Source organism: Paractinoplanes bogorensis (genome assembly GCF_018829635.1).
GTDB lineage: Bacteria > Actinomycetota > Actinomycetes > Mycobacteriales > Micromonosporaceae > Actinoplanes > Actinoplanes bogorensis.
The window spans coordinates 597,458-609,465 of sequence record NZ_JAHKKG010000003.1; the positions used below are offsets into that span (position 1 = coordinate 597,458).

General features: G+C 71.6%; 10 protein-coding genes. 3 read left to right on the forward strand and 7 right to left on the reverse strand.

Annotation, left to right across the window (positions count from 1 at the left end; genetic code table 11):
- Positions 1-24: 24 nt before the first annotated feature.
- From KOI35_RS10885 to KOI35_RS10895, 3 genes are read right to left on the reverse strand one after another with little or no spacing between them, the layout of a single operon-like run.
- Positions 25-981, reverse strand: coding sequence for a D-2-hydroxyacid dehydrogenase family protein (locus KOI35_RS10885; protein ID WP_215786136.1), 957 nt, complete (start codon positions 979-981; stop codon positions 25-27).
- Complete coding sequence (locus KOI35_RS10890; RefSeq protein ID WP_215786138.1) at positions 978-1,610, reverse strand: response regulator; 633 nt, start codon at positions 1,608-1,610, stop codon at positions 978-980. The genes KOI35_RS10885 and KOI35_RS10890 overlap by 4 nt, the downstream gene beginning before the upstream one ends.
- Positions 1,607-3,277 carry a sensor histidine kinase gene (locus tag KOI35_RS10895; RefSeq protein ID WP_215786146.1) on the reverse strand — a complete coding sequence of 557 codons (1,671 nt, stop codon included), beginning with the start codon at positions 3,275-3,277 and terminating at the stop codon, positions 1,607-1,609. Before KOI35_RS10895 ends, KOI35_RS10890 begins: the two co-directional genes overlap by 4 nt.
- A 140-nt stretch (positions 3,278-3,417) precedes the next feature.
- On the opposite strand from KOI35_RS10895, the gene KOI35_RS10900 reads away from it, so the two are divergent.
- Both KOI35_RS10900 and KOI35_RS10905 read left to right on the forward strand, forming a co-directional pair.
- On the forward strand, positions 3,418-3,900 hold the full coding sequence (locus tag KOI35_RS10900) for a hypothetical protein (protein WP_215786148.1): 483 nt from the start codon (positions 3,418-3,420) through the stop codon (positions 3,898-3,900).
- Between the two features lie 17 nt (positions 3,901-3,917).
- Complete coding sequence (locus KOI35_RS10905) at positions 3,918-4,643, forward strand: MerR family transcriptional regulator (RefSeq protein WP_215786149.1); 726 nt, start codon at positions 3,918-3,920, stop codon at positions 4,641-4,643.
- Here KOI35_RS10905 and KOI35_RS10910 read toward each other — a convergent pair.
- The 4 genes from KOI35_RS10910 to KOI35_RS10925 all read right to left on the reverse strand — a co-directional run bounded on the left by KOI35_RS10910 (position 4,624) and on the right by KOI35_RS10925 (position 10,650).
- Positions 4,624-6,414: a CocE/NonD family hydrolase gene (locus KOI35_RS10910; RefSeq protein ID WP_215786151.1), complete on the reverse strand. Its 1,791-nt coding sequence runs from the start codon at positions 6,412-6,414 to the stop codon at positions 4,624-4,626. The genes KOI35_RS10905 and KOI35_RS10910 overlap by 20 nt on opposite strands.
- Before the next feature lie 34 nt (positions 6,415-6,448).
- Positions 6,449-7,606 (reverse strand): RNA polymerase sigma factor, encoded by a 1,158-nt coding sequence (locus tag KOI35_RS10915; protein WP_215786153.1) that lies wholly within the window; start codon positions 7,604-7,606, stop codon positions 6,449-6,451.
- Positions 7,603-7,980 carry a YciI family protein gene (locus KOI35_RS10920; protein ID WP_215786155.1) on the reverse strand — a complete coding sequence of 126 codons (378 nt, stop codon included), beginning with the start codon at positions 7,978-7,980 and terminating at the stop codon, positions 7,603-7,605. The genes KOI35_RS10915 and KOI35_RS10920 overlap by 4 nt, the downstream gene beginning before the upstream one ends.
- A 63-nt stretch (positions 7,981-8,043) precedes the next feature.
- Complete coding sequence (locus tag KOI35_RS10925) at positions 8,044-10,650, reverse strand: putative bifunctional diguanylate cyclase/phosphodiesterase (RefSeq protein ID WP_215786157.1); 2,607 nt, start codon at positions 10,648-10,650, stop codon at positions 8,044-8,046.
- A 297-nt stretch (positions 10,651-10,947) separates the two neighbouring features.
- Here KOI35_RS10925 and KOI35_RS10930 point away from each other — a divergent pair, with 297 nt between their 5' ends.
- Complete coding sequence (locus tag KOI35_RS10930) at positions 10,948-11,988, forward strand: IPT/TIG domain-containing protein (protein WP_215786160.1); 1,041 nt, start codon at positions 10,948-10,950, stop codon at positions 11,986-11,988.
- Positions 11,989-12,008: the final 20 nt, after the last annotated feature.

Here is a 12,008-nt window from a genome sequence, read left to right on the forward strand (position 1 = left end):
CGGGGTCGCCGCGCGCCACCGGTTTTAATTCAGCACGCGCAGCGGCTCCCCGGCCCGCCAGGCCGTGATGTCCTCGACGGCCTGCTCATACATGGTGCGGTAGGTCCGTTCGGTGACGTAGCCGACGTGCGGCAGCAGGACAGTGTTCGGCGCGCCCCGCAGCGGGTCGCCGGCCGGCAGCGGCTCGACGTCGAAGACGTCCAGGCCGGCTCCGGCGATCGTGCCCGCGGTGAGCGCGGCGGCCAGCGCGTTCCGGTCGACGATCGGCCCGCGCGAGGTGTTGACCAGCACGGCCGACGATTTCATGGCGGCCAGCTCGGCCGCGCCGATCAGGCCGGTCGTGCGCGGGCTGAGCTTGAGGTGGACGGTCAGCACGTCGCTGCGGCCGAACAGCTCGTCCCGGCTCACGTATTCGGCGCCGGCCTCGGCCGCGCGCTCCGGGGTGAGGTTCTCGCTCCAGGCGATCACCCGCATGTCGAAGGCCTGCCCGATCCGCGCCACCTGCGTACCGAGCTTGCCCAGGCCCATGACGCCCAGGGTGCCGCCGTTGAGGTCGGTGCCGACGGTGGTCTGCCAGCGCCCGTCCCGCAGGGCCCGGTCCTCGGTCACGACGTGCCGGTGAACGGCCAGGATCAGCGCCCAGGTCAGCTCGGCTGTGCTCGAGCTGCGTCCGGCTCCGCCCATCTCGGTGCCGCAGACCGTGACGTCGTGAGCCCGGGCGGCCGCCATGTCGATGGAGGCGTTGCCCATCCCGGTGGTGACCAGCAGGCGCAGGTCCGGCAGCTCGCCGAACAGCGCGGCCGGGAAGGCGGTCCGCTCCCGCATGGCGACGACCACCTCGGCCCCGCGCAGCGCCGCGACCAGCAGCCCGGTGTCGTCGAGGTGGTCGTGCAGCACCTCGACCTCGTCCCCGGCGAGCGAGTCGAACGGACCGTAGGAGCGCGCCACCCGCTGATAGTCGTCCAGCACCACGATTCTCATGATCCCCACCGTAGGCCCCGGAACTGGGCTATCGCCTCCTCACGGGTAGCGACGTCCAGCTTGGTGAGCATCTCGGACACGCGGTTACGGATCGTCTTGGGCGCCAGGAACAGGCGCGCGGCGACCTGAGAGGTCGACAGGCCCGAGGCCAGCAGCTCCAGGATCTCCAGGTCACGCGAGTTGAGGGCGGCGAGCGCGCCCGGCCCCGGGGCGGGTGCGGCCGAGGCGGCGGCGACCACCGCGGCCTGGGCGCCCCGGCCGATCACCATGCTGCCCCGGGCGGCGGCGTGGATGGCGGCCAGCACGTCGTCCGGGTCGGAGTCCTTGAGCAGGTAGCCGTCCAGGCCGGCGCCCAGGCTGCGGACCACGAACTGCTCGTCGGCGTGCATGGTGAAGACGACCACGCGCAGGGCGGGCCAGCGCTGCTTGAGGGTGGCGCCGAGGGTGATGCCGTCGCCGTCGGGCAGGTTGAGGTCGAGCAGGGCCACGGCCGGCTCGGTCGCCACCGCGAGGGCCTCGGTGACCGTGCGGGCGGCCGCGACCAGGTCGAGGGCGTCGTCCGAGCGGACCAGCGCCGACAGCCCGGACAGCACGATCGGATGGTCGTCGACCACCATCACCCGGATCACGGCAGCTCCACCCGCAGCCGGGTGCCGGCCGCGCCGCCGGTGACCGACAGGCGACCGCCGAGCTCCTCGGCCCGCCGGCGCAGCGAGGACAGGCCGACGCCCCACACGATCGGGCCCCCGCCGCCGTCGTCGCACACCTCGACGGCCAGGCCACCGCCGGCCTCGCCGTGCACGCTCACCCCGACCCGGGCGGCGCCGGCGTGCCGCATCGCGTTGGTGAGGCCCTCGGCGACCGACCGGTAGACCGCGATGGCGGCCTCCGCGGGCACCGCACGGTCGAGCCGGACGTCGAGCGTGACCGCCGGACCGTTGCCGTCGAACGAGCCCGCCAGCATCCGCAACGCTCCGGCCAGGTCGCCGTCCTCGAGCACCGACGGGGTGAGCCCGGAGACGACCCGGCGCAGGTCGCTGCGGCAGGCCGCCAGCTCGCGGGCCAGCTCGTCGAGCAGCGGCGTGCGCTCCCGCTCGGCGCGGACCCGCAGGCTCATCCCGGCCAGCGCCGGCCCCAGTCCGTCGTGCAGGTCGCCGAGGATGCGGGACCGCTCGACGTCGCGCTGGCGGGCCACGTCGCGGTGGGCGTGGGCGGCCTCGACGGCGAGCCCGACCGCCCGGGCCACCAGCGCCACCGTGGGCAGGAGCTGCGCGACCGTACGCTCCTGGCGCGGCTCGGGTCCCTCCGGATGCGACGGTTCGAAAAAGAGTGTGCCGACCCGGTCGCCGCCGACCACCAGCGGGCACAGCACCCAGTGCGGCGGCACCTCGGGCGCGTCGGGGCCGAGGATCAGCCGTACCTCGCGGTGCCCGCTCGCCGTGGCCACCATCGCCGCCGCCTGACCGAGCAGGTCACGCGGGTCCGAGCGGGTGTGCAGGCCGGCCGTGATCTGGGCGACGTCGGCCGAGGTCAGCGTGCCGTGGCCGTAGCGGTGGCGCAGGAAACGACGGCGCAGCCAGAGCCCGGCGGGCAGGGCCAGCGCGGTGGTCACGACCGCGGCGAACCCGCCGGACAGGTCGGGCCCGGGCAGCCCGGCCCGGGCCGCGACCACCCGGATCAGCGTGCCGACCCCGGCGCCGGTCACCACCGTGGCCACGCCGATCGCGATGTCGAGCGGGGGCTCGTCGACCGGGCGCAGCTCCCGCGCGGTGGCCAGCCGCAACACGATCGCGGCCAGGGCCCACATCCCGAGCATGGTCGCCACCGCCTCGGCCTGCGGGCCACCCACCCGGGACGCGATCATGAGAGCTCCGACGAGGGCCGCCGCACAGACGACGAGCCAGGTCAGACGGCGCCGGGCCAGCCGGTCGGCGGGCCGGTCGACCGCCCAGGCGAGCACGGCCAGTGCGACCACCACCGGGGCGATGCCGAGCCACTGCCACCAGCGTCCGAGGTGGGCCCAGGTGAGGGTGTCCCCGGTGACCAGCGGGCCCAGGAGGATCACCGCGACCGGGACGAGGGCCATCCCGGCGAGCGCGCGGCCCAGCCGGGAGCGGGGATCGCGATCGAGCAGCAGCGCGGCCACCAGTCCGAACGCGGGCCAGCCGAGGCTGCGGACGGCCGCCGTCGGCAGGCTCTCGTCGGTGAAGCCGAGCAGGCCCGGCGTGAAACCCGCGGCCGTGGCCAGGGCCGCGACCACGACGCCCCGCGACAAACCTCGCTCGACCTCGGTCATAGGTCCCATCTTGGGCCCTGGCGGGACGGGTGCCCAGGGGCGCGGGACGATCCGGGACGACGCGGGACACCGGGGGACTGGTGTGCGGGCCGTCGCGGCGAGCACGGTGAATCCATCACCACGAGAGAGGGAGGCCCGAGATGGCCGTCACCACTGATTCCCGTACGAGCCGAGGCGTCACCGGACCGGTCCTCGTCGGCGGCGCTTTCCTGCTGTCCACCGGCGTGAACCTGCTGTTCAAGGTCGGCGAGCTCCTGTTCACCGACGGCGACCCGCACCGGCCCCAGGGCCCGATCGACAGCATCGTCTCCATCTCGGTCGTGGGGGTCGCCGGTCTGGCGCTGGCCCTGGCGATCGCGTTGCCGTTGCGCGCCGATCCGGGCCGGGCACGGATCGGCGCGGTCGTCCTCGGCGCGCTGGCCGTGGTGACCGCGCCGTTCTTCTGGTCCGGGGCCCCGGCCGCGTTCGGCGCCGCCGCGGCCTGGACGGCCGGCCTGAGCAAGGGGGAGAAGCCCCTGACCGGCGTGGCCCGCGGGTTCGGCATCGTCGGCTTCGTCGTCGCCGTGCTGATCCTCATCGCCGTGTTCGTGGGTGCCCTGGCCGGGGTGTTCACCGGCGGCTGAGTGGGTACAGCCGTGGCGTGTGGAGCACCCGGGAAGTGGCCGACCTGGCCGGCACCAGCCTGCGGACCGTCCGGCACTATCACGAGGTCGGGCTGCTCGACGAGCCCGACCGGCGCACCAACGGCTACAAGCAGTACACCGTCGCGCACCTGGTGCGGCTGCTGCGCATCAAGCGGCTCACCGCGCTCGGGTTCTCGCTGTCCCAGATCGCCGCGATGGACGACGACGACCATCAGCCGGTCGAGGCCATGCAAGCCCTCGACGCCGAGCTCGCCGAGACCATCGAACGGCTCCAGCGGGCCCGCGAGGAGCTCGCCCTTCTGATGCGCAAGGCCGTCCCGGACGGGGTGCCGGTCGAGTTCGCCGAGGCCGCCAACCCGGACATGAGCGAGGCCGACCGGTCCTTCATCACGATCCTGACCGGGATCCTCGGTCCCCGGAGCCTGCAGCCGTACGTGGACCTGATGCGCGACACCCCGCCGTTCCCGGTGGGGACGGCGTTCGACGATCTGCCCCCGGACGCCGACGACGCCACCCGGCAGGATCTGGCCGAGCGGATCGCCCCGTACGCGAGGGAGATGCGCGCCCGGTATCCCGGGCTGAACGCCCCGGCGACCGACGCCCCGCGCGGCCCCCACCACGCGCGGACGACGGTCAACCAGGCGATCGTCCAGCTCTACAACGCGGCCCAGCTCGACGTGCTGGCCCGCATGGAGGTCATCCTCAAGGAGCCGGAATCGTGAACGAGGCCGGCAGCGCCGCGGTCAGGTTCACCTGGTGGCGCTTCAGGTAGAGGGCCTGGAACGGCGACGGCTGGCCCTCGGTGGCCACGTCGCCGGCCGGATCGTCCAGGGCCAGCTTCAGCCGCGCGTCCCGCACCCGGATCGTCTCGCGGGACGGCTTGTCGAGCCACGAACCGGTCTGGAGGGTGCCGATCTCGACGCCGAGCACGTGCCCGGCGGCCAGGGTCCAGTCGGTCGACTTCAGGTCGAACGTCGTGCGGCCCGCTCGGACCGCCGACACGTTCTCGTTGATGATGACCGCCTGGCCGCCCGGCCCGACGTCGTAGAGCTTGACCATCACGTTGCCGGTGCCGCGGGCGGCCAGCGACACCTGCGGGGTGCCGGTGAGCCGGGTGGCCTGAGCGACCGGCTTCGAGAATTTGTAGACGGCCGAGGTGGTCCGGCCCTCCTGCAGGCGCTTGAGCTGCACCGCGGCCAGGTTCTTGGGGATCACCGGCTCGAGCGCGCCCGCGCCCTCCTCGGGGTCGGGGTTCGGGTTCGGCGGCACGGGCGGCTCGGTCAGGCCCGCATCGTCCAGTGCCTTCCGCGCATCGGCGCCGCCGTCGTCGACATAGGAACCGCCGCCCAGTGACAGGGTCGCGGTGCGGTCGACGACCGGCCACGTGTCCTGGGCCCGCCACTTGCCGTTGCTGTCCTGTACGGCGTACGGAGGGAACTCGGTCTTGGGTTCGATGCCCTTGAGGTGCTCGTCGTAGAACGACATGACCTCGGTGAACCAGCCGTCGCGGCCCATCTTGAGCTGTCCGTCTTCGGTCTTCTCGTGGCCCTGCACGTGGTTCCACTGGCCGAGCCAGGCCCGGGTCGGTCCGCGGTGACCGGCCAGGAACTCGTCCATGTCCTCGGGCTTGGTGTTGTCCTCGATGAAGCCCTGGGTGACGAAGAGCGGGGTGTCGCTGCCCTTGGCCAGAGCAGGCAGGTCGCGCGCCCGCCAGTGCGCCGATTCCGGGTCGTCGATCAGATAACCGGCGAGGTTCTCGTCCAGGCAGTGCGGATTGGTCGCCTCGTACGCGGCGTTGGCCTGATATTTCTTGTCGTCGTTGGTCATGCCGGGCAGCGACGCGATGCTGTTGTAGACCTGGGACACGCTCAGCATGTGCACCCGCGGGATGCCGTTGGTGTGCGGGCTGTTGACCGGGTTCCAGATGGGTTCCTGGGCCACCACGGCCTTCAGCGGGTCCTGGTTCAGGCCGGCGCCGATCAGACCGGTGATGGCGTCGTACGACTTGCCGAACATGCCGACCGCGCCGGTGGACCACGGCTGCGAGGCGGCCCAGTCGATCGCCGCCCGCACGTCGGCCTGCTCGCCCGGACCGGCGAAGTCGAGGCACCCGGTCGAGCCGCCGAAGCCGCGCGAGTCGACCATCACGAAGGCGTAGCCGCGCTCCATCAGCCCGGCGCCGTCGACGAACGGCCGGAACCGTTCAGACGGGCCCGGCGTCTTGTGGCCCTCGTCCTTCATCTGCCCGGCGTGGCCGAAGTACGGACCGACCGACAGGATGACCGGCACCTTTCCACCCTTGGGCAGGTCGTCGGGCAGCAGGACATCGGCGTGCAGTTCGGCACCGGAGTCATCGGCCGACGGGAAGTAGTGCTGGGACCAGGTCGCGCCCTCGGGCACCCGGGTGTTCGGTTCGGCCGCCACGGCCGCGCCGGCCACCCCCGTCACGATGGCCGCGGCGGTCACTGCGCTCAGGACCTTGATTCTCTTCACGGATTCCAGCAGAACCTGTGCCGTTACGGCATGGTCAAGCTCGCGCCCGCAGAAAGGCCGCCACCAGCGGATCATCGGCCAGCGAAGCCGCCCGCTCGTACGCGTCGCCGGTGTCACGCCCGGCCCGGGCCAGCAGGTCGGCCCGCGCCGCCCAATAGGGCTGGAACGACTCGGCCTCCGCGGGCAGCGCGGCCAGACCGGCCTCCGGACCATCGATCCTTCCCCGTACGGTCGCCGCCGCCACCCGCGCACCCAGGCTCGGCGCCACGGTCAGCAGGGCCGCGTACAACGTCTCCAGCGCGGCCCAGTCGGTCACCCCGGTGCGGCGGCGATCGCAGTGGACGGCCTGGATCGCGGCCTCCAGCTGGAAACGCCCGGGCGGCCCGTCCGGCCGGGCCCGGCGCAGGTAGGCCTCGCCCTCGTCGATCAGCGTCGCGTCCCAGTCGCCGGGGTCCTGGTCCTCCAACGGCACGAAACCGGTGGCCCGCCGGCGCGACAACGTGAGCGTGGTCAGCGCGGCCAGCCCCCACGCCTCGGCCTCGTCGCCGAGCAGGGCGGCCAGTGTCACCGCCAGATATTGCGCCTCGCCGTCACCCTCGCGCCACAGGATGGCCTCGCAGCCGTAGATGGCCTCGAGCACCGGCGGCAGCCGCGACGGCATGGCCCGCCGATCGGGCACGGCGAACGGAATCCGGGCCTGCTTGATCCGCCGCTTGGCCCGGACCAGCCGTTGCGCCATCGTCGCCGCCGGCATCGCGTACGCGCGGGCGATGTCGGCCGCCTCGAAACCGAGCACGGTCTGCAGCATCAGCGGCGTGCGGGCCGACTCCTCGATGGCCGGGTGGGCGCAGACGAACAGCAGCTCGAGCCGCGTGTCACCGATGGCGTAGGGGTCGTGGTCGGCCAGCGGGTCGAACCGGGCACTGTCGTCCTCGAGCGGCGCCGATGTGCGTGCGGCGGCCGATTTCCACATGTCGCGTCGGCGGTTGCGGGCCACGGTGAGCAGCCATCCCTCCGGGTTCTCGGGCACACCGGTCTCGGGCCACCGGCGCAGGGCCTCCTCGAACGCCCCGCCGAGCGCGTCCTCGGCCGAGGCCAGGTCACCGTCGGCCCGGGCGATCAGGGCGACGAGTTTCCCGTACGAGGAACGCGCGGCCCTCTCAGCGGCCGCGCGCGCCTCGTCGCGGCTCACTTGTTCGGCGTCCAGACACCCTCGACCGTGTAGGTGGCCCCGGGCCGGACCTCGACCGTGCCCCACTGCGCGGCCGGCGCCTGCTTGGCCCAGTCGATCGCGGCGTCGAGGTCGGCCACGTCGATCACGGCCGTGCCGCCGAGCTGCTCCTTGGTGTCGGCGAACGGCCCGTCCTGCACCTGGGCCACCCCGTCGCGCACCTGCACGGTGGTGCTCAGGTCGGAGCGGTGCAGCACCTCGGCGCCGACCAGCACCCCGGCCGCCTGCAGGGTGGCCGCATAGCTGGACATCGCCTGCCGGCCCTGCTCCATCGCTTCGGCGCCGAGCTCTTCGGACGTGGCCTCGTGGTAGTGAAACAGCAGCGTGTAGCGCATCTTTCCTCCTCGTTCGTCAGCCTATTCGAGGTGATGACGACCGAGCCCGGTCCCGATCGACAGCTACACCGTGGTTTTTTCGAGCAATGCTTCGAGCCGCTCGGCGGGCATCGGCCGGCCCAGCAGATCGCCCTGGCCGAGGCGGCATCCGGCCGTGGTCGCGGTGTCGACGTCGAGCCCGTCCTCGACGCCGTGGGCGACCACCTCCATGCCCAGCCGCCGCCCGAGCGTCACGGCCACGTCCATCACGGCGCCGGCCTGCCGGAACGTCTCGACCGGGTCGGCGAACACGGCCCGGTCGATCTTCAGCAGGTCGATCGGCAGGATCCGCAGGCGGCTCAGCGACGTGGGCCCGGTGCCGAAGTTGTCGACCGCGGTGCGTACCCCCAGTGCCCGCAGCCGGCCCAGTTGCGCCGCTATCTGGTCGACTGGCGGATCATCCCGTACGCCGGACAGGTGTTGCTCGGCGATCTCGATGACCAGGGCCGAGTGGGGCAGGTCGTGATCTTCCAGCACGGCGTGCACGGTCGCCGGGAAGCCGGGGTCGACCAGCTCGCGCGGCCGCACGTCGACGGCCAGCCAGAGTGACTCGTGCGTCCGCCGCCAGCGGGCGAGCAACCGGCACGACCGCTCCAGCACCGACCGCTCGATCGGCCCGAGCAGTCCCAGGTCGTCGGCGATGTCCAGCAGCTCGGCCGGTGGCACCGGGCCGAGTTTCGGGTGCTGCCAGGCCGGCAGCGCCTCGACGCCGACCGGCCGGTGCCCGTCGAGTTCGACGATCGGCTGGTAGCGGAGGTCGATCTCGCCCCGCTCGACCGCGCCGGGCAGGTCCTGTTCCAGGGTGGAGCGGCGCAGCAGGCGGATCTCCATCTCGGCGTCGTACCACTCGACGGCGCCCGGCGGCCCGGAGCGTACGGACCGCAGCGCCAGCGCCGCCCGCCGCACCACCTCGTCGGTGTCGTGCTCGTCGGTGACGTCGGCCAGACCGCCCCAGGCCGACAGGTGTGACACCGTGCCGGCGGCCAGATAGGGCGCGGCCAGGGCGTTCACCAGTTGGCCGGCGAGCAGGTGGGCGCGGACCGCCCCGGCGTGGGTGAGCACCGCGAACCGGCTCTCGCCGACCCGGGCCGGGATGTCGGCCGCCGCCACCTGCGACCGTAGCCGTCGCGCGGCCTCGACCAGCACCAGTTCGGCCAGGTCACGGCCGTGCACGTCGCCGATCGCGGTCAGCCCGCCCAGCTCGACCACGATCATCGCGCCCGCGTCCGGGATCAGTTCGGCCGCGCGCAGCAGCCCTTCCCGGTTGGCCAGGCCGGTCTGCCGGTCCAGGTGGGTGTCCTGGCGCAGCGCCTGCTCGAGGTCACGCTCGTTGGTGACGTCCCGCACGTGCACGACCAGCGTGTGCGCCGCCTCGGCGGGGTCGGCGCCGCCGGTCGTCCACTGGGTCTGGCGCCAGCGGCCGAAACCGTCGCGCAGCCGGACGTCGAGATGAGCGCCCGGCTCGGTCATCTGCGCGGTCAGGAACGCGTGCACGGCCTCGACCTGATCCGGATGGACCAGCGCGGACACCTCGCGGCCGAGCACCTCCTGGTCGGACAGCCCGAACCGGCGGGCCGTGGCCGGCGACTGCCAGCGCACGGCCAGGTTGGAGTCGAGCACCATGACCACGTCGGCCGAGCCGAACATCAGGGCGCGCAGCCGGTTGCCCTGGTCGGTGAGGTGACCGGCCTGCCGCCGCAGCCCGACCGAGGACACCCACTCGCGGGCGGCCACGGCGGTCACGGCGAGCGCGCCCAGCGCGATCGAGGGCGCGTCCAGGCTCCCGCCGTTGAGCAGGTGATAGACGGTGACCAGGGCCGAGGCGAGCACCGGCAGGGCGAGCAGCGGGAAGCCGGCCGCGGGCTCGGCGCCCGGCGGCGGCATCGGGCTGTCGTCGGGGGAGAGGCGCACCGAGCCGTGCCAGAGCAGCCCGGCGGCCACGTTGATCGCGACGGCGCCGACCACGGCGGCGATCTCACCGTTCGGCTCACCCGGGTGGTCGAGCCCGGCGACCAAGGCGGTCAGCGCGATCAGCAGCAGCGCCGCAGCCGGGCCGCACCACTGCAGCGCGGCCCGCTGGCGCAGCGCGTGCACGCCGTGGACGGCGACGGTGGCGGCCGCGCTGCCCCCGAAGATCAGCGCGGTGATCGTGGCCCCGCGCCGCTCGCCGCCGTCACCGAACAGCAGCATCCAGCTGGCGAACAGCAGACAGGCGGTGACGGCCACGACGTCGAGCCCGATCCGCAGGCGGGCGAGGGAGTCGCGGCGCTGCTGCGGGCGCAGGATCGCGGGCAGAAAGGTGATCGCGACCAGGAACAACGTGACGAGCGGGATCTCGGCCGGCAGCGGGACGCCACCGACCAGGGTGCCGCCGGCGACCAGACTGGCCACGGCGCTGGCGGCGCCCGCGATCGAGGTCAGCCCGATGCCGGCGGCCAGGGCGACCACACGCAGCCGGGGCCCGGCCGGGCGTCCAGTGTGGGCGGCCCGCAGCATCACGACGGCGACCAGACCCGAGCAGGCTGTGAGCAGGCCCGCGACGGCCGGCGGGCGGAGCAGGACGAGCGCAGCGACCAGTGCGGCCGTGGCCACCAGGGCGGCTGCGGCGAGGACGGCGGTTCGGCGATTCATCGATTTCCAGGCAGGGATGTCAGGGGTTACCGGTCATCCTGTCACTTTTGGACGTTCGCACCTATCCACAGGACGGGGGATTGTGGGGCCGCCGAGGCGATCCCTGAGCCTCGTCGGCCCCCAAGAGTCGACGTGGCTCTGGTACGGAGATGGACTGGCCGGCCGAACGGAGATTGGCGGATCGGCTCGCTCCCGTTGAGAGCGGATCTTATCGGGTGACACGCCCTGAATCGCCGCGATACGTGCATCTCTGAGGTGATGTAAGCTGCGTTGCTCTTACGTGGACGGAGCTCAACTTTGTTCAATGGCGAATTTTTCAACGCACTTACCCTGATAGTTGCCTTGATTGCACTCGTTGTCGGAATATTCGCAGCAAGATACGGGCGGCGAGCATTGTTTCCGGCGAAACGCAGGCTGATGTTCAGTGCGCTGCCTCCGGCGCCGTTGCTGGCAGCCGAATCTGTTGCCGATCACGGGGTGTCGGTCACGTATCAGGGTCGAGATCTCACCAATCCTCACGTCGCTACCATCTCGGTTGAGAATAATGGAAGACATGCATTGTCTTCTGATCAGTTTGACCAAGATCGCCCCATTGTCATTGATGTAGGCGTGCCCATCAGGGCCATTCTTAAGGCATCCATGATTCCTGATTCGGGGCGCGCGTTCAAGAATGGAACGGATGGTACCGAGATCAGACTTGGTCCCGATCTGCTGAACCCGGGAGAGACGCTTGTACTCCAAGTTCTGACCGATGGCGTGCCGGAGACATCGGACTTGGACGGGCGGATAACCGCGTTCTTAGGTGACACGAAGTTGGACTACCGTATCGATAATGGTCGGACATCCTCACGTGGTGTCGGTGCGGTGGCAGGTGCAGCTGTCGTGGCTGCGATGCTTTTCATCGTGGTCGGCGGCGCGGTCGCCTACGCCGTGAACAAGATCGGCGAGGTTGATGTTTCCATGACACCTGATAATGGACCGACCGGAACGGCTGTAACTGTCACGGGAAGCGACTTCGACCGGTACGAGGTCATTACTGTCTTGATTGACCCGATGCCCGTCTGGATAACTCCGAGCCCAACTCCGGCGCCGTCCGATGAATCTAGCAGCGATTCTCCGCAGCCGTCACCATCCCCTAGCCTGACCCGTGTGGATCAGCCTCCAGTGGCCCAGGTGCAGGCCGACAAAGATGGCGACTTCACCGCGACATTTACCGTGCCACCCGGTTATCCGAAGGGGCGCCTTGAGTTGACTGTTCGTGGTGAGAGCGACTCTGGTGATCAATATTCCTATGAGTGGGATACGCCAAGCGTGACCAAGACCTTTTATGTTCGGTAGTTGCGGGATCGGCAAGTCGT

Excerpts from the sequence above, each read along its gene's own strand:
- KOI35_RS10895 (WP_215786146.1), bottom strand. The coding sequence starts at position 3,277 with ATGACCGAGGTCGAGCGAGGTTTGTCGCGGGGCGTCGTGGTCGCGGCC.
- KOI35_RS10900 (WP_215786148.1), top strand. The coding sequence starts at position 3,418 with ATGGCCGTCACCACTGATTCCCGTACGAGCCGAGGCGTCACCGGACCG.
- KOI35_RS10925 (WP_215786157.1), bottom strand. The coding sequence starts at position 10,650 with ATGAATCGCCGAACCGCCGTCCTCGCCGCAGCCGCCCTGGTGGCCACG.
- KOI35_RS10920 (WP_215786155.1), bottom strand. The coding sequence starts at position 7,980 with ATGCGCTACACGCTGCTGTTTCACTACCACGAGGCCACGTCCGAAGAG.
- KOI35_RS10885 (WP_215786136.1), bottom strand. The coding sequence starts at position 981 with ATGAGAATCGTGGTGCTGGACGACTATCAGCGGGTGGCGCGCTCCTAC.